This is a genomic window from Gottfriedia luciferensis (genome assembly GCF_001712755.1).
Lineage (GTDB): Bacteria > Bacillota > Bacilli > Bacillales > Bacillaceae_G > Gottfriedia > Gottfriedia luciferensis_B.
Genome location: NZ_MDKC01000036.1, coordinates 48832 through 70040 on the forward strand (window position 1 = coordinate 48832; position 21209 = coordinate 70040).

15 protein-coding genes are annotated in these 21209 nt (G+C 32.6%); 4 read left to right on the plus strand and 11 right to left on the minus strand.

The window, feature by feature from the left end:
• Window position 1: 1 nt before the first annotated feature.
• On the minus strand, window positions 2–931 hold the full coding sequence (locus tag BED47_RS20955) for a DMT family transporter (RefSeq protein ID WP_069035266.1): 930 nt from the start codon (window positions 929–931) through the stop codon (window positions 2–4).
• Window positions 932–1069: 138 nt separating this feature from the next.
• Here BED47_RS20955 and BED47_RS20960 point away from each other — a divergent pair, with 138 nt between their 5' ends.
• Window positions 1070–2503, plus strand: coding sequence for a PLP-dependent aminotransferase family protein (locus tag BED47_RS20960; RefSeq protein ID WP_069035267.1), 1434 nt, complete (start codon window positions 1070–1072; stop codon window positions 2501–2503).
• A 32-nt stretch (window positions 2504–2535) separates the two neighbouring features.
• Complete coding sequence (locus BED47_RS20965) at window positions 2536–3381, plus strand: FtsW/RodA/SpoVE family cell cycle protein (RefSeq protein ID WP_069035268.1); 846 nt, start codon at window positions 2536–2538, stop codon at window positions 3379–3381.
• A gap of 540 nt (window positions 3382–3921) precedes the next feature.
• Here the strand turns inward: BED47_RS20965 and BED47_RS20970 are convergent.
• Together BED47_RS20970 and BED47_RS20975 are read right to left on the minus strand one after the other, a co-directional pair.
• Window positions 3922–4782, minus strand: coding sequence for a pentapeptide repeat-containing protein (locus BED47_RS20970; protein WP_069035269.1), 861 nt, complete (start codon window positions 4780–4782; stop codon window positions 3922–3924).
• A 191-nt stretch (window positions 4783–4973) separates the two neighbouring features.
• Window positions 4974–6008 (minus strand): DUF3048 domain-containing protein, encoded by a 1035-nt coding sequence (locus BED47_RS20975; RefSeq protein ID WP_069035270.1) that lies wholly within the window; start codon window positions 6006–6008, stop codon window positions 4974–4976.
• A gap of 202 nt (window positions 6009–6210) precedes the next feature.
• On the opposite strand from BED47_RS20975, the gene BED47_RS20980 reads away from it, so the two are divergent.
• Window positions 6211–6429, plus strand: coding sequence for a hypothetical protein (locus BED47_RS20980; RefSeq protein WP_069035271.1), 219 nt, complete (start codon window positions 6211–6213; stop codon window positions 6427–6429).
• 198 nt (window positions 6430–6627) lie between these two features.
• Window positions 6628–7014 carry an SMU1112c/YaeR family gloxylase I-like metalloprotein gene (gene gloA2, locus BED47_RS20985; RefSeq protein ID WP_069035272.1) on the plus strand — a complete coding sequence of 129 codons (387 nt, stop codon included), beginning with the start codon at window positions 6628–6630 and terminating at the stop codon, window positions 7012–7014.
• Window positions 7015–7551: 537 nt separating this feature from the next.
• Here the strand turns inward: gloA2 and BED47_RS20990 are convergent.
• The 8 genes from BED47_RS20990 to BED47_RS24465 form a co-directional block, all read right to left on the minus strand.
• Window positions 7552–9774, minus strand: a complete 2223-nt coding sequence (locus tag BED47_RS20990; RefSeq protein ID WP_084007026.1) for a glycoside hydrolase family 65 protein — start codon at window positions 9772–9774, stop codon at window positions 7552–7554.
• 173 nt (window positions 9775–9947) lie between these two features.
• Window positions 9948–10346 carry a VOC family protein gene (locus BED47_RS20995; RefSeq protein WP_069035273.1) on the minus strand — a complete coding sequence of 133 codons (399 nt, stop codon included), beginning with the start codon at window positions 10344–10346 and terminating at the stop codon, window positions 9948–9950.
• A 56-nt stretch (window positions 10347–10402) separates the two neighbouring features.
• On the minus strand, window positions 10403–11494 hold the full coding sequence (locus BED47_RS21000; protein ID WP_069035274.1) for a threonine aldolase family protein: 1092 nt from the start codon (window positions 11492–11494) through the stop codon (window positions 10403–10405).
• Between the two features lie 90 nt (window positions 11495–11584).
• A complete protein-coding gene (locus BED47_RS21005; protein ID WP_069035275.1) occupies window positions 11585–12193 on the minus strand; it encodes a methyltransferase in 609 nt (202 codons plus the stop codon).
• Window positions 12194–12285: 92 nt separating this feature from the next.
• A complete protein-coding gene (locus BED47_RS21010; RefSeq protein ID WP_069035276.1) occupies window positions 12286–13347 on the minus strand; it encodes a DUF871 domain-containing protein in 1062 nt (353 codons plus the stop codon).
• Between the two features lie 206 nt (window positions 13348–13553).
• Window positions 13554–15932, minus strand: coding sequence for an immune inhibitor A domain-containing protein (locus BED47_RS21015; protein ID WP_069035277.1), 2379 nt, complete (start codon window positions 15930–15932; stop codon window positions 13554–13556).
• A 405-nt stretch (window positions 15933–16337) separates the two neighbouring features.
• Complete coding sequence (locus BED47_RS21020; RefSeq protein WP_069035278.1) at window positions 16338–17192, minus strand: MurR/RpiR family transcriptional regulator; 855 nt, start codon at window positions 17190–17192, stop codon at window positions 16338–16340.
• 179 nt (window positions 17193–17371) lie between these two features.
• On the minus strand, window positions 17372–20881 hold the full coding sequence (locus tag BED47_RS24465; RefSeq protein WP_069035279.1) for a S8 family serine peptidase: 3510 nt from the start codon (window positions 20879–20881) through the stop codon (window positions 17372–17374).
• Between the last annotated feature and the right edge of the window lie 328 nt (window positions 20882–21209).

The window sequence follows — 21209 nt, forward strand, 5'->3', positions numbered from 1 at the left end:
ATTACTTTGAAATATTCACTTCTTTTTTTAAAAGTCTTCCTTGCTTTCTATACATAGAAAACGTTGACCAATTTGCAATGAATACACCAGATAATATTAGTATGCCACCAATCGCCATAATTGGTTTGATTGGTTCGTCCATTACGAAATAACCTAAGACACTTGCAATTAATGGTGATACATAAAGCCATGTTGAGGGGAATACCGGGTTCGTTTTAGATAGTAACCAACTGTATAATCCATGTCCCCCTATTGAACCTATAAATACAAGATACAATATTGGCCACACTGCGTCCCAAGAACTTAAACTTTCAATTTTCGGCTTTTCTAATAAAAACGAAACTAATAGTAGAAATATTCCACCATATAACATTTGAAAAGCATTGATTAAAAATGGCGATACACTACTGTATTCTGTTAATATTTCTTTTGAAGAAATGGATCCAAATCCGTAAAAAGCTTCTCCTAATAATACTGCGATACAAGCAGCAACCCATAAGTAAGAGACATGCTGACTTATCCCAGGTAAACAGACAAAAATTACACCTGCAAAAGCAATTAATAACGCTAATAGTTGTTTACCCTCAATTCTCTTATTATTTCTCCTTAATTGGAAAAGTAAGATCATCATTGGACCAGTTGCAGACAAAACTGCAGCTAACCCTGATGTTATATACTGCTCAGCCCAATATAATGTTGAAAATGTCATAAAAGTTAAGCAGAATCCAATATACATAATTCGTTTTGAAAAAATAAATTTCTTCACATTTACCCCTTTAAGAAGGAAATATAAAATAACAATCAGTCCCGCTAATGTAAATCGAATGCCTGCTGAAAATAAAGGCGAAACGCCCGACTCAATTCCAAATTTTATTGCTAGAAAAGTTGTACCGAAAATCATGCAAATAAAAATATAATTAATAATGATCATTTCATCACCCCTTTGATAAAAGTATTATATTAAAGTCGGAGTATAACAGTATAATAGAGCATATAACAGTTAGCTCTTTTTCCATTGACGATTGATCTTTTTTCAACTAATTTATAACTAAAAAACTAGTGGTGATCTATGAAAATTCAAATCCATAAAAAATCAACAGTTCCGATTTATCTCCAAGTAAGCACTCAAATTGCAGGCAGCATTCAAAGTGGACTACTTTTACCTAACGAAAAATTACCATCTTTACGAATATTGGCTGAGGAACTTTCAATAAGCGTTTTAACTGTTAGAAAGGCTTATAAATGGTTAGAGACAAACGGCTATGTCACTGTGATGCCAGGTAAAGGAGTATTTATTAGTAAGAAAGTAAAAAAAACATCCCAAGTTGATCCAAGTAATAACTGGCAACAGACTTTAGGAATCAATATAGTAAGATCCCAATATTTAATAAATAGAGAACAGTTAAAATATGATTTTTCAAAAGCAGTTGTATATCCACGTCTACTTCCTAATAAATTTTTAGCGGATGAAATGCAAAAACTATTAAGAGAAGATGCTTCTATATTAACAACCTACGGACCTGTTCAAGGTGATTCTGAATTAAGAACTGAAATTATTAAACATTTATATGAATTTCAAAAAATACGATCTAAAGCTGAAAATCTTATTATTACAAGCGGAGTTCAGCAAGGCATTGACTTAGTAGCACAAGCACTATTAAAACCTGGGGATTCAATTATAGTCGAGAGTCCATGCTATGGTGGTGCACTTGATATTTTTATAAATAAGGGGATTCATATAATACCTGTCGAGATGGATGAAGAAGGAATTCGATCAGACATAATTGAAGATATGTGTATTAAATTTACACCAAAATTAATTTATGTTAACCCGACCTTTCAAAATCCAACTGGAATCTCAATGAGTAATGGTCGTAGAAAAGAATTAATTGAACTTGCACAACAGTATCAATTTTTTATTCTTGAAGACGATTCATTTAGTGATATTTATTTCGAAAAAGCATTTCAATATTACCCAATTAAGTATTACGATCAATTAGACCATGTCATCTACATTAAAGGATTTAGTAAAACTTTAGCACCCGGGGTTAGAATTGCTGCAATGCTAGCAAATGGACCGGTCCTGGAATGGCTACTTGCGGTTAAAGCTTCAATGGATGTGGGTAGCCCTTTACTAACACAAAAAGCAATTTTACCATTTCTACGAACCGATCGAATGCGAAGTCACGTTGAAAAACTACGAATTGCTCTACAAATTCGGCGTGATACAAGTGTTGAAATACTTTCATCTGTTAATGATCAATTAAATTTTCGGATACCTGATGGCGGCTTTAATTTGTGGGTTACATTTCATAAAACCAATGTAGATATTTTTAATTTATTAAGAAAAGCTAATCATGAAAATATCTCATTCTTACCCGGTGTAGCATGTTTTAACAACAATACTGATATTTCTTCATTTCGGATTAGTTACTCACTAGTTAGCGAAAATGATTTAGCTAAAGGGTTAGAGAAACTACGCAATCTAATTAAACAAATATAAAACTATTGTAAAGGAAGGCCATTTAGAACAAGATGCTTAATTTTAAAAAAATAAACTTATTACCACTTGTCATAACAATGCCAGCATTGATAATCGGAGTACTTGCCATGATCAATAACCAAGTGTCCCCGTCCATTTACGGTCAAAATATTTTAATTGCTATTGTTGGAGGAATCATCTCCTTTTTAGTACTGTGTAGAGATCAGAAATCCACTAAGAAAAAGACAAATATCATTGTCATTACATGCATACTCATATTATTTTTACTTACCTTTTTGGACAAAGGATTACATGGTGTACATCGCTGGATAGCAATTGGTCCAATAAGATTTAATATCGCTTTAGTTTTCGTTCCATTAGTAATAATTCAACTATCAAACTTAATAAAATCAAAACCATTTTGGGTTACTTTTGGTTTTTCATTATTTTTTACAGCATTATTACTTTTTCAACCTGATGCATCTCAACTAACAGCTTTTACAATCGCTATCTCATTTCTATTACTAAATTTAAAAAAGAATAAAAGCGTTCAAATACTCTTTTTAATTGTTTTTATACTTTTAATTATTTTAAGCTGGTCTCACTTAGATCAACTTTCCTCAGTTTCTTATGTTGAGGACATTTTAAGTTTAGTAAAGAAAATGGGAATAGGATGGCTAATCTTAGCAGTAATTTCACTTTTAATTTTACTAATGCCATTTTTCTTATTTCCGCCAAACAGTGCAAAACCATTATCATTTAGTCTAGGGATTTATTTTTCAATTAGTATTCTTTCAAGCTTTTTTGGAAACTTCCCAGTGCCGATTATAGGTTATAGAACATCGCCGTTTATCGGTTATTTAATTGCGATTTCTTGGTATGTATATAATAAAAAATGAACCTTTAAAATGGTTCATTTTTACACGCTGTTGAAAAAAACTTTGTCAATTAAATTACCAAATTTTCGTAAAAGGAGTAGAGTGATGTTGATTTCCATTACAGGATGCTCGCTTTCCATGGGGCGGGATTCTTTAGCCTTCCCTCTAATCCCATAGGAGTCGAGCACCCCTCCATTCCAATCAACTTTTTCATCAAAAAAAGTATACAATAAATCCTAATCAAATAGCCTTTACTTAGAGTAATCTAGCAGTTTTTATTCAGTTTGTAGTTCTATTAATATCGAACATTAAACTAAATTTATCAAATGAATTTGTTTTTCTAAGAATAAGCTCATAATTTTTTAACTTCTGAAAAAAACATGTCTAGTGTTATTGGAATCATAAAATTGCTCGAACATATTAACATTTAAAACCATGAAAAGTCATCCAGAAAAATGATAATTTCATCATTATTAAATGCATTTAATTTCCGTTTTCCCTACTGACCATTTTATATTTCAACACTCTGAAAAATGAACCTTTAAAATGGTTCATTTTTTCTCACCAATGAGATGGTCTTTTAAGTGTTGCTGGTATTCTAGTGTGATAATCTCCTTTGGCTGAGTTAATTTGAGCTTGAGTAAGAAAAATACTTCCTGTAAGGTCCGCACCACTCAAATTTGCATCACGTAAGTCTGCTCCGATTAGATCAGAACCTCTTAAATCCGCTCCCTTTAAATCAGCGGCAATTAGATAGGCCCCTCTTAAGTTAGCTCCGATAAAATTTGCATCCCTTAATTTAGCTCCAATAAAATCTAAAGCTCTACCGGTAGCTTTTTGACGCTTCTTATTGTTGTTAAATTTTTTCAAAGCCACAGTCCTTGCTTTCTCACTAGCACGTAATAGTAAAGAGCTAACTTCTGCACGGTGGGCTGTGATATCTAAGTTTTGTATTCGTTTAGGGTCCATATGTGTTAATTTTTCAGTTTCTTCTAAAACTGTTTTTATTTCATCATGAATCTCACTTGCAGCATTAATGGTCAAACTTTCATTTAAATACCAAAGCATTTCATGTAGTTGCTTCATAATTGGAAATACTTCATACATCTCATTAGCCAATTCTGGATTTTGTCGCCAGTCTTTTCCATTAAAGGTTACTTGAGATACTTTTTGTCCTGCTCCAAAGCAATCAAAAACAGTACAACCTTTGAAACCTAACTCTCTTAAATTCTTGTGAACTCCGCAACGAAAGTCTGATTGTAAATTATGACAAGGTTTGCCTGCAATTTTATCATTTGCAAAATCAGCCGATGCAGCAAAAGGCAATGCGACACAGCATAGACCAAAGCAACTCTCACAGTCCGATTTTAGATTTTTATAACGCTCGTTTACTAATCCTATATTTTCAATTTTACTAGCCACTCCCTGCGCCCCCTTCCTACCATATATAATTGGATAATATTTTTTATCGTAACATCGTAATTTTTTTTGGTCAAACATAGGACTTACAGCTTATAAAGGGCAACTTTCAACATTCATTAAGCTTGTTCACTTTTCATTCTTTTAGCAATAAAAAACAGATAATTATATAAAATTATCTGTTTTAATGTACTTTATTTAATTGTTACATCTTTTAAAAATGGTACAAAGTTAATCCAAGTTTGCCCTGGTGAAAGTTTTATTTCAGTTCCATCTAATGTAAACGGAATGATTCGACCATCTACATTCTTCCATTGTATATTCATATATTTTCCATCAACAATATAATAACCTTTTCCTCCATGTTCGAGATCAATTGAACGGCGACCATAACTATCAATAATTTTATGAGTCGCTTCTACGACTAAAATATTTTTAATTTGAAGCTCTTTCCCGTTCAAAGCATCCTTTGCTACAATTCCATTTTGAACTCGCAGAAATTGTTTAGTTGAATTCGAATACTTGTAAGTCACATTATTTCTTGCATCATGAGAGTATTTTATAAATACCTCACCAGCATTTTTCCAAGAACTATCAAATACTAAGTCTTTCTGCGTAAAATCTAATGGAGTAACTTGTTCTGAATAAGAGTAATGTCTTTGAGCAACTCCTTTTTCAATACCCTCTTTCAAAATATAAGAATTGTGAGGTGCTTTTCTCGTTTTATCTCTTTTAAATAACGTTCCGTCGTAGATCAGTCCGTTTAATGAATCAATCATTCCTGAATCCATCATTTGTTTCGCTTTCGGACTATTTCCGTGGCATATAAATAATGCATGATAACCATTTGCCAAATTGATGTAATAATCTCTCGCACTTCTTACAGGACCTATTTTCTCAGGTATATTACTTTGAAAAATGGCTAGAAATCTTGTAATATCTCCCTCTGCTAAAATTTCATAAATAACATCAGCATTACTTAATCCACTTTGAGGTCTAGCTAAATAATAATTATTAACCATAACTGCAACAGGTCTTTGTTCACTAGTCTGACTTATTGGTAATCCACTTAAAGGAGCATAAATTGTATCAATTTCTCCTTTATCAATTACATGTTCATTCGAAGGATTTTTATCATCATTTTTAATTGTTTTTACAGACTTTTCGCCATGCTTACAACCTACTAAAAGCATACTTATCACAATTATTGATAAAAATTTCTTATGCATTGGCTCCCCCACAATCTGTTATTTTCTTAAATTGTATTAAATAACTTTTAAAATAGAAAGGATTTGTTAGAATTTTTCAAAAGTAAAACATTCAACTAATGACTGAAATTATTCCTTTAAATAATCAGCTTAAATATGTTCTTATTTTATTTAATCTTAAATATTGTATAAAGATAAGAATGATTAGAGGAGTTGAAGCTATATGATTGTAGTTCATTATATCGAGAAAAACGTTGAACTATTAAACCAACTACTCAAAAAGGTCCCCTCTGAAGGAGATACTATTTCCATTAAAGGTCGAAAAGGTAAAGTATTAAGAGTTAATCAAATAAATGATAAGCATGTGCACGTAATTGTAGAACTAGAAGTTATTAAGAAAGTACAGGTTTTAGCAAAAGATGATAAAAAAAGAAGAAGATAAATTTCTAAAACTTAATGGGAGATTATTCCCATTTTTTTTTTTGAATTTTTGGCAGTTTTACAGTTTCACATTTCATTTTTCCACTTAAAACGATGAACTATACTGTCTAAATGGAATGTATTCTTTTTTCAAATTGTACTAATCATGATAAACTAGGAAAAGTTTTAGTAAATCAACAACGTAATAAGGAGTTTTAATATGGAAATTAAGAATATACATCATATCGCTATAATTTGTTCTAATTATGAATCGTCTAAGCATTTTTACATAAATTTATTAGGCTGTAAGGTAATTAAGGAAACCTATCGAGAGGAGCGAGACTCTTATAAATTGGACCTAAGTATTGGAGAAAATGGACAAATTGAGCTATTTTCATTTCCTAATCCACCAAAGCGACTTACAAATCCAGAAGCGGTTGGGTTACGCCATTTAGCCTTTACTGTAACTAATATAGAAGAAAGTATTCAATTCTTAAAACAAAATGCTGTCTTTGTAGAACCAATTCGTATTGACGAGTTAACAAATAAAAGATTTACATTTTTCCATGATCCCGATGGCTTACCATTAGAATTGTATGAAGAGTAGATTTTGAAAAACAAAACCCAATCTTTATAAAAGGTTGGGTTTTCAGGCTGTTGAAAAACAAAATTAATGATCAAATTTTCGTAAAAGGAGTCCACGTGAGATTGATTTCCACTACAGGATGCTCGCTTTCCATGGGGCGAGACCTGAGCCTCCTCGTCACGTTCGTTCCTGTGGGGTCTCAGGCTTCCCGCATATCCCATAGGAGTCGAGCACCCCTCCGTTCCAACCAACCTTTCTCTTTTAAAAAAAGATTACACTAAAAACCTAATTTATTAACTTTTACTTAGAGTAAAAGCAGTTTAATGGTCAATTTATAGGTCAATTAAGCTCGAACATCAACTTATCATTTAATCATTTTATATTGTTTTTTTGTTTTTTAAAAAGATAGTACAATCAATTTAATCAACAAATAAAATCCACAAAAACTACTATATAATGCACAAACTTTTCAAAATTAACTCCAATTTATTTCAACTAACTGACAAAACACAATCTCAATAAAAGATTGTGTTTTGTTTTTTCCTTTTTTCTCTCTTCTTAAAGCGAAACCTTTATTTTATCTGTTAAATTAAATGTTTCACCATTAATTTCTAATGATACTGGTGGACCATATTCCTTTGTGACTGTTATTGATTTTTTCGATATTGTTATTTCAAGTCTTGCTCCTTGCCATGTGAAAGGAAAAATCATTTCATTCCAATTTGAAGGTAATTTTGGCTCAATTTTTAAACCATTTATGTCCATGGTGATATTTGCAAAGCCAAAGATTGCTACTAGCCAATTTGCTCCCATAGGCGCAGCATGAATTCCATCATCTGATGAATTTGGATTTGGTCCTAAATCAATTAAACATCCTTCTTGAAATAATTGGTAAGACTCTTCTCCGTAGTCACATCTTGCAGCAACAATTGCATGAATTGCTTTACTTATTGGCGAATCATGAACAGTACGCTCTTCGTAGTACTCTAAATTCTTTTTAGCGATTTCCGTTGAGAACAAATCTGGGAAAAGATAGAGCAACATGACAACGTCAGCTTGTTTTAACACTTGTAGTTCATATAGATCTTGTAGGGAATAATCTAATAGAATATCCCGACTTGCAATGGATTGTCTGTATTCCGTTAAGTCAATCTCGGGTTTACTTAAAAATGTATCATCTTGTGGGATGACATTTTCATCATTTTGGCTTGGTAAATATAATCGTTTTAAAAAATCAGTACATTTTTGCTGTAATTCTGCATCAGGATCATTGTATTTCCCCATATAATTTAACGCATTCTGCACATTATAAAAAGCCATGTAATTCGTATAAGCATTATTATCAACTTGATCTGTATATTCGTCTGGACCGATGACATTTTTAATAATTAAATCGCCATTTGTATCAGTTGTCCTACTCACCCAAAAGCGAGCAGTTTCTTTGAGTAGTTCAAGTCCATCATTGGCCATAAAGCTTTCATCTAGCGTATTTTCATAATATTGTACGACAGCAAATGCAATGTCAGCTACAATATGTTCACTTGATTTTGCTAAATTTGAGCTTTGAACGATCTCGGGTTTTGTATTATTCACTGAACCTTTTTGTGTTTCTTCTTTTCCGGAAAAAGCACTTGCCCAAGGAAATAATGTACCCTCATAACCTGATTGGTAAGCATTCACTTTTGCTTCTTTAATATGATGATAGCGATATCTTAGTAATCTTTTAGCAATCTCTGGTTCAGTAAATAAGTGAAACGGCGCAATAAACATCTCTGTATCCCAAAATATTAAACCATTATTGCCCTCACCAGTTAATCCCCTTGCGCCTATACTCAATCGATCATCATGACAAGGGGTCATTGCTTCAATGTGGTACAAAGAAAAATCTAGTGCTAATTGATCTGCTTGATCCTTTGAATTAATGACCACTCTTTTTTGCTTCCAAAAATCCTGCCATTTGATAGTCGTACTATTTCTTAAATTATCATAACCCTCTGATAAATATTTCTGTACAGTATTAACACTAGCAGCAGAAGGTTCTTCCCGTAACATATCATTAGAGGTATAAACTGAGCTAATCTTTGAAAACTCAACAGTTCGGTCAACTACGAGATCTTGTGTAATCGAGGCTAGAAGTTGATTATTCAACGTAAAATATGAAACTTCACTCTCATCAGGAGTTACACAGCATGTTGCGATAGCAATTTTATGTTTAGTCTCTGTAGTTTGATAAACACCATGCATAATTCTATTATCCATGATTCTTACTAATTCTTCTGTAAGTTCATTCTTTTGTTGACTGACACACTCCGCATTAATACCTGTTTTTATTTTAATCTTGGCATTACAATCTAAAGCTGTGACAGTAATTTTTGAAGCAAGTAAATGTAAATCATCCTTTGAAACAAAACGCTGAAACAAAAAGTGGAATCGATTTCCATCATTATTCTTCCAAATTAACTCTCTTATTAATTCGCCGGTCATCATATTTAATTTTCGATCATAAAATGTAAATTGACCAGTTGCATTCGAAAAAATATCACCATTTATTTCAATTTCCATTCCAATTAGATCTGGAAGATTCACAATCTTTGTCGTTTGACTTGGAGATAACTGATTATAGATTCCTGCTATATACATCCCCCTAGTTTGTCCTTCATAGTCTTCTTCATGACAAGATCTTAAACCTAAGTAACCATTACCTAATGCCATTAAACTTGCATATTTATTAATTAATTGCTCGTCAAATTCTTTTTCAGAAATCATATTTACTTCATTCATATCGTTAAAATCTCACCTTTATAAAAATTCATATAGTAAAAGTTTGCAATAAATCTTCTTATTTTAAACTTGATATTATAAAAAAATAGTGGTTGATTTGTTAAAAATAAGATTACTGACAATAAAAAAAATCGTGTCACTGTTTCCAACACGATTTTTCATACAGTTCTTTATTATTTTTTTGCGAGGGTTAATTGCCAAGATACACCATATTTATCATTCACCCATACAAACTTTTCACTGAATGGATATGATTGCAAAGGCATTAATACTTCACCGTCTTGACTTAATTGTTTGTATGCATTTTCAATTTCTTCATTTGTTTCACAAGTCACATATAATGAAACAGCTGGTGTAAACGTAAATTTATGTTTAACGGTACTATCAATGCACATAAATTGTTGGCCGTTTAATGTGAAAGTAGCATGTATTACTTTCCCTTCAAACTCACCCATATCTGCTCCATAACGCTTAATATTCACAACCTCTGAATCGTTAAAAAGTGACATATAAAAATTCATTGCTTCTTCTGCTTGTCCTTCAAACATTAAAAACGTTGTAATTTTTTGCATTAAAGTCAACTCCCTTTTCATTTATATTAAAAATTCATTGCTTAAACAATCTTAGTTTATAGTGATTTCATTTCTTCGTTTAATTTGTTAAAAATACTGTGAAGATCCTCTTTAGAGATTGTTGAATATAAATCTCCAATACTAATCTCGCAATAACAAACTTCCTCATTAACTGGTCTTAAGTTACCAGTAATACCAATTTTTGTTTCTTCATGAATAGATTGTAGTATGATTTTAACCTGTTCAATCGGAGCATTAAAATGGACATGAAACATATTAGAAACAGGAATAGTTGGTACAGTGTTGATTGCTTGGCAACTATTAAAGAATTTGGCTAACTCTACTGCATCTTCATAGTATTGCCCCATCTTATTTGCTCTTTGATCAAAATAATAATTTGCACTTATTATGTAAGGATAAAGACTAATTAAATCTCCTCCATGTCTTCTTTTCCAAACTTTCGATTCGCCGATAAAATCTCGGTCACCAGCAAGAATTGCTCCCGCTACTCCCCCGATGCCTTTATAAAATGACATATAAACACTATCAAATAAGCTACATAATTCAGAAGCTGTCTTCTTATAGTATGGGAGAATTTCCATTAATCTAGCACCATCTAAATGCAATTTAATTCCCTTTTCACGGCAGTATGAAGAAATTGATTCTAGTGTTTCATATGATGGTAGTTGTCCACCAATTTCTCGTTGTGGTAATTCTAGTAATAAACAAGAGATTTCCTCATCCATTGCTAAAACATCCTCTAACTCAATAACACGACTTTTATCTGCTAGTAAAATAGGCTGTATATTATGTAGTTTTTTCAAACCATCTTCTTCATGAATTTCTAAATGTGATAAAGGATGATAAGCAACTTTATTAATTCCTTTTTGATCACACCAAATTCTTAATGCGATTTGCTGAGCCATTGTTCCGCTAGGAAAAAACACTGATGATTCTTTACCTAAAAACTCTGCCATTTTTTCTTGAAAATCTTCAATAAAATTCCCTGCTCCATAAAGATCGCTTTCTTCACTACCATTGAAGTCATTTAGAGCATCCCTTAGTACTTGAATATTTCTAAATCCATTACCCACTAATTGTTTGTTTGTATTTTTAAACGATTCTATAAAAGGATTAATGTTTTTCAAATTGAAATCTTCCTTCCGACTATTAAATTTACTCTTAAACACTTAAAAAAATTCTATATAAAGACCAATAAATCCTTGAATCTTATAAAATTAGTAATTTAAACGATAGACTAAAAATCTTTCATTTTGATTTTTCATATAAGCATCTGCTAATAGAATCTCTTGTTTTAATTCAAAAGCAGTCTGGTTTTCTAAAAAATAAATATAATCATCCGAACTATAATACAAAATGATTTCAACATTTCTTTTTGTTTGCTCAACTGAAATTAAAATATTATTTACGATATTCATAAAAATTTGGATTGAAAATGGATTAAAAAAATAGAAACAATTATCTAATGGATTAATTTGATAATCTTCAGCCAAGCAGCAATAAAACAGAATCTTGTCTTCATTCACCTTTGATTTCTTTATGTAATTCTTTTTATTCTCAACAGCCTGGTTATAATATTTTTCATTCATTTCAATTCCAACAACAGTAGCATTAAATAAACTATTTATATAGAAATTTAATCTTCCTTTACCGCATCCAAAATCAACTATTCGGTCATTGCTTGAGGGCATGTATTGTTTAAATAGTTGTTGTAAAGCGCTATAAGGTGTTGGCTCATATCGATGATAATGAAAAGATTCATTAAATCCTTTTTGCTCTCCCTCTGTTTTTATATTCAGTAAGTTATCATAATACTTATCGTCCATTTTTCCACGACCATTCGAACTAATATTTTGTAAGTATCTTTATCATACCGTTTCTAAATAGTTCAGTCTAACCATACAAAAAGAAGCGTGTTTTAAACACGCTTTAACTTAAACTTCTTACCCGCTCCAATATATTGTAATAACGATAGATCGTCTTCAATAATCCCTATTACATTTACTTTCTCATCGCTTGGTAGATTAGTAAGCATAATTTGTAGCTCTCCTCCATATCTGCCATATAATTCATTATCGATAGTAATAGAACCCCTGTTTCTTATGATCGTATTTACTGGTTTTAGACTTTTCTCGCCAAAGCTACCGTATAATCTAGATTCCATTGATCGAATACAATCGCGTGCAGGGTCTTCGCGATTGGTGTGGACTTGCTCCACAATGGAAAGGGTTTCTTCCTCTTGTGTATACGGTCTATATCTTAATTCAATAAAATCCTTTGTTTTTGAAAGAGCTTCCATCGTATCTATTTTTATGCTAATATCACCAACTAAAACTTTATCAATGTAACAGTTTTGAGTTAGGTCTAAGTAAGCTAGCAGAGGATTAATTCCACGATGTTTTTCTAATGTTGGGAGTCCTTTAAATAGTGGTCCTCTCATTTCATCATTTCCTGGAATAAATGCCATTGTTGAAATACCAGAGTTTTTTAACCATTTGTTTTTTTCGATTAAATAAGTTGTTGCTAATCCGGTTTCTGGGCGGGGATAAAAATTATGCCAAGCCTCTACATTTTTAGTTTGTAATCCGTATTTCAGCAATTCATCTAAAAATGCAGGCGTAAGTGTACTAGCATTAAGAGCAATTTTCATTTCTTTAGAAAGATCTGCTATTTGTTTTTCATCTAATCCGTAATCTACTCGTAGTCCAGTAACACCCCATTTTTGTAATTCGCTGACGTTTGAGTAATCTAACCCTAAATGTGTAAGTGACTTTGCTGAAATATCTGCCATAAGCTCCATTCCATTTTTCATCGCATCTTTACCAAGTAATTGAAGAAGTGTTTTATAAGTCGAAGGGTCATCCTCTGGTATGTGTAATGACGTAAATATTGAATGAAATCCATTTTTTTTAGCTATTTCGATATATTTTTTATTCTTCTCAATATTTTTTTCAGATAAATAGATTGATATACCTAGCATAGTCTTTCCTACTTCCTACTATTAGATTTATACTATTTGGTTATCATTTTAAACTTTCGAAATAAAAAGTCAACACAATCCATTATATACACGAAATTATATTTCATATTAAAGTAATATATTCTTAGTTTGTCTAGTGGTTTCCTATTAATCACTTAAAAACAAAAAAGAAAGACAACATTAAGTTGCCTTTCTTAAGTTCATTATTATTTATAAACTACGATTGATCCAACTGATTTGTCAGTAGATTGACCATTAACACGAACTTTTAAACCATAGTGTCCGATGTTACGACCAGCATCTGGTAAGAATGCATTATTATAGTCTTTGCTATCATTAAATAAAGAGATGCCTTCTTGACTTGGAGAATTCAGTTTTTCTCCTGTAGAATAAGCAATGTTATAACCTGATGTCGGATTTAGTCCGAATGCTGCATCCGCTACATGGAAACGAGAACTTGCTTCAGCGCCATAGTTCCATAATAAATTCGTATCGTCGTGAGCATCAACAACACCTAAGAATCCATCACCTGGGTGAATACCTGACCAGTTTTCTGTAAAGCTATCATCAACATACCATACTACTAAACCGCCATCGTAGCTCATTAAAGAGTTTCCGCGTTTAATATGAGCTAAACCTTCGTCAGCACCTTTATGGTTACGCCACTCTAATAAGTAGTAATGATTTGCATATTTATTTCCATCGAATTTTGAAAATCCTTTTAATGTGAAAGGAGAAGTTGCATTTTCAGCACCATCATCAACAATTGTTGCACCATCTGCTACTACTTTAATATTATCAGCAAAGAATCCAATATTTGAAGTACCCCAGTCAGTTGCAGAACGTAAGCGAAGCTGAATTTTCTTACCTTTATATGCTGATAAATCAAAGCTTTGTGCTTCCCATCCATTTGATTTTCCAGTGAAACCAGGCATTGAATTTAAGATTGTTGGATATCCTTCAGCTACAACATCACTTCTAGTGTGAGTGTTTCCTAATGATTTCCAAGTTGCACCATTATCAGTTGAAACTTGAACAAATGCGAAATCCCATTGTTCTTCCATATCGTACCAAGCGTCAAAAGTTAATGTTGCTGAAGATTTTCCTGTTAAATCTACATTCGTTACCATGCTGTTATCCATTTCGTCTGCTTGTCCACCCCAGTATTCATAAGTGCCAGCAGCCGGTTTATTGACTGGTAAAACTTTTTTCGGTAAATTCACTTGAACAGCTTGGTTGTTTTGGCCAAGTGGTGAATTTGCTTGATCTAATAAGAATTGAGTACCTTTTGTCGATACATCTTCCCAATTTACTACAGTTGGGTTAGTCCATTTTCCACCTAAAGTTGATTGGAAATATGATTTTGCCCAAGGAGAGAAACCTGTTGGCTCTGTTCCAGGAATTGTTCCTGCCCAAGAACCAGCTGACATGATTGACCAATATTCAACAGCTTCACCAGCACCAGAGTAAATTGTATCATACTCATCTGGTAATCCTAAATCATGACCATATTCGTGTGCAAATACACCTGTTGCACCGTCTTCTGGCATCATTGTATAGTCATAGAATCCTGGTAAGCCACTACCAAGTCCATCTGGATCTACAAATTTAGCAGAACGGTGAGACCAAATTGCATTGTCTCCTTGTGCTCCACCGCCAGCTTCTTGTCCCATACCTGAGTGGATGATTTGAAGGTGATCAACTAAACCATCTGGCTCCCAATAGTTACCGTCTCCATCTAAATCATGTGGATCTTCTAAATCGTAATCTTGTAAAGGAACGCCTGCAGCTTTTGCAGCAGCATAAGCATCAATTACTAATTGTTTTGATCCACCTGGTGTTACGTTATCATGTCCAGTTTTAGAATCTTTTCCGTAATATGCTGCAGTTCCTGGTACTTTTAACCAGCCATATGCTTTACCATCAACTGTATAAGTTCCACCAGATTGTTGTTCATAATATTGTTTTTGTGAAAGGAAATTTTCTCCATTTGGACCTTTCACACCATTTTTACCAAAAATCATATCTTCATAGTGTTGTTGAGTAAAATCTGGGTACCAGTTGTCTGTTTCATTCTTCTTAATATTGTTATGAGGTAGATCAGAAAACTCTACCATTAATGTTAAAAGTTTACCCTTCTTTTGAATACCTGGTGAAGCTGACTCTTGAACTGGATCAGGAGTACCTTTTAATTGACCATTTTTCTTACCGTTTCCGTGTAATAGGCCATTATTGAAGTCTTTAAATTCACCGTGTTTAGCAGCATCTGCTTTTTTTACTTTGCTTGCAATTGGATCTTTTTCTGTTACTTGATCCGCTTGACCTTTAACCGCTAAATAACTTTGTAATGCAGCTTGTTTCTGTGCTTCAGAAGCATTAGCAGAAACTACACCACGTTTAACTAATGCAGCTAATAACTTTTCGTCATTAACTAACGATAAATCTAAAGTACTTTTTGAATGCTTAGCTAATGCACTATGTACTTTACTTAAGCTTTCAGATGATGCTGTTTTTAATGGAATCCCAGAAAATAAAGTTCCGGCAACCATTACTGATGCAAAACTAGTTACTACAAACTTGTTCAAAATAAGCCCCCCTTAATAATTTTCAAAGTACATTTTAATAATATTCTAAAAATTCTTAGGATTATAGAGGGTTTTATTCATCAAATACTTACAAAATTCATAATATTTTTACAAATTTTTTAATTTACCACATAAAAGTACGTCGAATTTCGTCAGTTTTTATAACTTGCTTTTTTATAACATCTATCTTTAGTCTTATATTAATCTTTTTAACTAGTTTTTATAATTAGCACTTTAGAATTATTAAAATTGAATTAAAATATAAAATTTAAAAATAATACATGTAATTGTAACTATTTAATGTAAATTTCTCTTTTCAAATTTTGACATTTTTTTCCTTATCACTATAACAAAAAAGAAGATAAGTAAATTTTTTTTTACCTATCTTCCTTGACTAGATTCAGATTACCTTCTTAATTTTCCTGCTTCTTCACTATACTCATGAAGTTTACTAGATACTTTATTACCGATTCGATTAAAGCATATGACATATAATGAATCGATTATATTTTGTTGTGCCATTTTAGAGGCTATACTTCCTATTCGAATATCTTGTTCCATATCAGGTGTGCAAAGCTTGATATCAGCTTCCTTAAATAACGGAGACTTGCCAAGCTTTGTAATCGCAATGATCGTTGCTCCCTTTTTCTTAGCAAAGCGAGCAAGCTCTAATACATCCTTAGTTTTCCCAGAATTAGAAACAGCTACAAAAATATCGCCTTCTTCCATATGACCTACTAAAGTGATCACCATATGGAAGTCAGGGGACATAATCGCATGGTAGCCAATTTTCCCAAATTTATATGCTCCGTCCATAGCTGATACGGCTGAACCGCCTACTCCATAAAATATAATTTTCTTAGCTTTTACAATTTCTTCGGTTGCTTTATCTAATTCTCTTTTATCTAGAGTTGATACCGTCGCTTCAATAGCCGCTTTATTTACATAAGTTACTTTATTAAATAAATCATACGGTGTGTCTTTCTTATCCATTACAGAAAAATCATTAATATTCATTTCAGCTACAGTCAAATCTCGAACTAATGCTATTTTAAAGGCTTTAAAACTACCAATTCCAATTGTTTTACAAAATCTAACAACACTTGCTTCGCTAGCTCCAGTATTGTTAGAAATATCTTTAGTCGTTAAGTTGGGGACAATTTCAGCATGCTCCATTATATAAACAGCGATTTTCTTTTCGGCTTGCGTAAATCGATCCATATAATTTTCAATTTTTGATAAGATTGTTAAATGTTTCATTTACTAAACACCTTTCTGCTAAAAAACATACAAAATACTATTATTCTCTATTATGAACCAAATGTTTAGAAAATCATATTAATAACCAAATTAATGTTGTTTTTTAGTACTTTTTACATTTAAAAACTTATAAAAAATAAAAAAGTGTAGGAAAAATTCTTCCTACACTTTTTTTATCGTTATTGCTGTACAGTAACTGTTTGTGGTTTTACTGATACTTTAAAACCATCTTTACTAGATACATCCGCAGATATTGTATACGTACCATTTGGAACACTTGCTTCTGGAGTCCATTTTAAATGGATTTCATTTTTATCTTGTACATCCATTGAATCAATTACATTACCATTTGCATCTTTAACATAAATTTTCCAATTTACATTGTTATTTGCAAATGCATTGATTCCTGCAGGTGTTTTTGCATTTACATTTTTATTCGGAGACACACTGAAGTAGCTAACAAGCATTCCTTCGTTAATATAAGAAGGGTCTCCCCAAACTGTATAACTTTGGTTTAGTGCATAATCTGCTCCTAATACTACAACACTCTTAGGCTCTTCTTTTACTAGAGTAGATGTTTCACCTTGAGCCAATGGCTTATACTTGCCGTTATACCAAACAATCGCACCATTAAAGCCACTTCCAGCATCATCCGCTTTGAACGAGATTTCGTATTGTCCATTTTTAGGTGTTACTTTTATATCCGAAACAACTGGAGCAACTGAGTCAATATGCAATGGAAGTTTTACGATTTGTGGCTTAGCACCATTATAATCAAGCGTTGTTTTGATTACATAGTTATAAACGCCATCTTTCACCACTTGACCATTTTGATCTTTCAAATCCCAACCATATCCAGTATTCAAATAGTCTCTAAAAGACATAATGTTTTTACGGAATTTCCATGGCTTACCAGTATATTCACTAAAATCACCTAAGTATTGTAGTAATTCACCTTTATCATTTTCTACGTACATTTCAGTTTTAGCTAAGTTACGTAGTACTGTAAATGATGGATATACTTCTTTCAATGGAGTATTAGGAGACATTACAATTCGATCCATATTAAAACTTCCTGTTCTTGGATCATAACCTAATGGGAATACCCCTTCTGCTCCTATTTCATCATTCCAAAGAGTTGTATAGCCTAAGAATGCATCTTTCTCATATGCTGCTGGATCAATGTTTTTTGGTTGATCCCATTTTCCATAATACCCCATGTAAGGAACTGATAACGGAACTGCTGAATCGCTATTATTTCCAGAAGGAACTAAACGTACATAACCCTCGACAAATGAACCGTCTTTTAAGCTTGATGGAAGTTGAATCTGAACATCAAGATTTTTTTCTTGTCCCGGTTTAATTTTTAATGTTTTTCCTACTGTGCTTGTTACTGTTTCACCATTTACAGTTGCCTTAGCACCTTGTACACGCTCACTTTTTAATGTTAAAAATTCTTTTGAATCTAACTTCCCATCATTGTCTAGGTCAAATTCTTTTGTTTCTCTGCCATCTGTATATACATCTACATACACTTGATACTCTAAATCTTTTACATTCAGATTTTGAAGCGCTTCTGCATTTAATTTGAAGTGAATATTATTATTAACTTCTTTTAATGCAACTGCTCCTGCTTGCTCAAGTGGCGTTTTCTCTCTTGTCACAAGTACAGGCGTTTTAATTGCATTTTGAATTTGCATTAGACCAGAGCCTTGTACACGAGGTGAATATGGTACTTCATTATTCGTACTAGGATCTTGAATTAGTTTAGAAGTATTCATTAAAGCAATTTTTGCTTTTAAAGCTGTACTTTCCGAATGTTTTAATCCTTTTTCATATAGTGATTGTAATACTAATGCCGAACCACCAGCAACATGTGGTGATGCCATCGATGTACCACTCATTACCTCATAGCTATTACCTGGTATCGTTGAGTAAATATTTCCTCCTGGTGCAGATATTTCAGGTTTAAAGTCTAATGTATGTGGAGCCCCATAGGAAGAAAAATATGACATCGTATTCTTATCTGGGTTATCAACATATACCCCTTTAGACGGTTTCATTTTTACAACATAACCACTTTTAAACTTAGTAATTAATTCATTCCCTATCGCTTTACTTGTTGTAGCTGCCTGAACATTAAAATAAGGACTCCAATAAACTAATGGATAGTCGACATCTACATCAGCTGGAACAAGAATGATTGCTTTTGCGTTCTTTTTCTTCGCTTCAGATTGAATATAATTGTAAGTAGCATATCTTTCATTTGGTTTTGCTATAACAATTTTTCCTGTTAAGTCAGGAAGATTTTTGAAGTCAGCCGTTTTACCTTCTCCAACATATACCATTTCATATGATTCTAATGGTGATAATACTTTTGATAGGTTAAAGTTATATTGTGATTGGTCTTGGTATGGAAGCTGTATCCCATTTTCCTCTTTTAGCGTATTCATATGTATACTTGAATTTTCATATGAAGCCACAGATATCGCAAAAGGACTTACACCTGGTTCCCCAACTGTACCAATATCCGGATTTTCAGCATATGGTTTTAAAGAAGATTGTAGCAAATTATTTTTTGTACTATAAGCAGAGTTTCCACCCGCGACGATTACAAGCGTACCTTGCTCAGTTGCTTCACGTATTACTTTTTGAATTGGATCATCTTCTTCACTAACAAATCCTGAGTCGGTACCTAAACTCATATTAATAACATCTGCGCCCATCGTTACAGCGTGCTCGATACCTGCTATGATATCATCTTCATACGCACCACCGTTTCCGTTATCAGAGAATACTTTTTCTGCTAATAACTGAACGCCTGGAGCAATACCTTCCACACCATCATTAGACTCATCTCCGTTTGCACCTACTGTACCAGCAACATGCATTCCATGCTCATTCCCGGCAACACGCGGAATAACATCTGTATCATGATCTGCCCAGTCATAACCTGTTGGAACTTTATCGCTATACCAAACATCTCCTACACTTGTTTCTGCAAGTTTGCTTTTAATGTTATCTTGATTCCATTTTTCTTTTGCTTTCCCTTTATCAGTGATTGTCATGTCTTTATGTGTATAGTCAATACCTGTATCGACAATTCCTACTAACAATCCTTCTCCTTGATATCCGTAACTTTGCCAAACTTTTTGAGCTTGTACTAATTCTTTACTTGCTCCCATTGAAGGTTGGAACTTTCTTGCAATATGTACATTCGTCACGCCTGGTGTTTGTTGAATTTCTTTTAAGTTACGATATTCTGTCTCCAAACTAAAACCATTAAATCCTTCATAAAAGCGTTGATTTATTTTAGGTACGGATCTTTCCTTTGAAATCTTTGAAATGACTTGATCTTGTTTTTCTTTAAAGCGCGCTTTTTTAGTTTGAGTAGATTCATCAGAAGTTGTTGGTTGTTCAACCTCAACGATTACGCGAACTTTTTCATTTGGTTTATAAGCATGAGCATCATTTAAACCCTTATAACCGAATGGGTCTACAGCTTCTTCCCCAGTTTGTTTTTGTTCTTCAGCAAAAATCTTTTGACCCTGCTTTGCAATCTCATCTAAACTTGGAGCCGGCACTTGATTTTCATTTGTTCCTTCAGCAAATCCAGTTGATGTAAATAACATTGAAGCTAAAGTTGTCGTTGCAAGGACTTTGTAAGGAAAGCTTTTTTTCTTTTTCATCTTTAATCTCCTCTACAATAAACTTTAATGTTCTGAATCTATTAAAAATAGATTCAACCAAACTGATTTAATTAATTGCTAATGCTTTACTAAGAAACTTGATACTAGTTTAATTTTAATTACGTTGCCCCTATAATCATATTGGGTTATTCAACCGGACTTTTGGCATATTCAATTTGGAGAGAACTTAAAGAATTCAAGTAGAAAAAAAGTGGATTTTGACATATTCAGTCGAGGATGTTCGAAAAAATTTTATTAACTTGGGAAAATTGTATTAATTAGGTTATGACAAATTGTAGTTATATTAGTTTGTATTAGATAAAAAAAG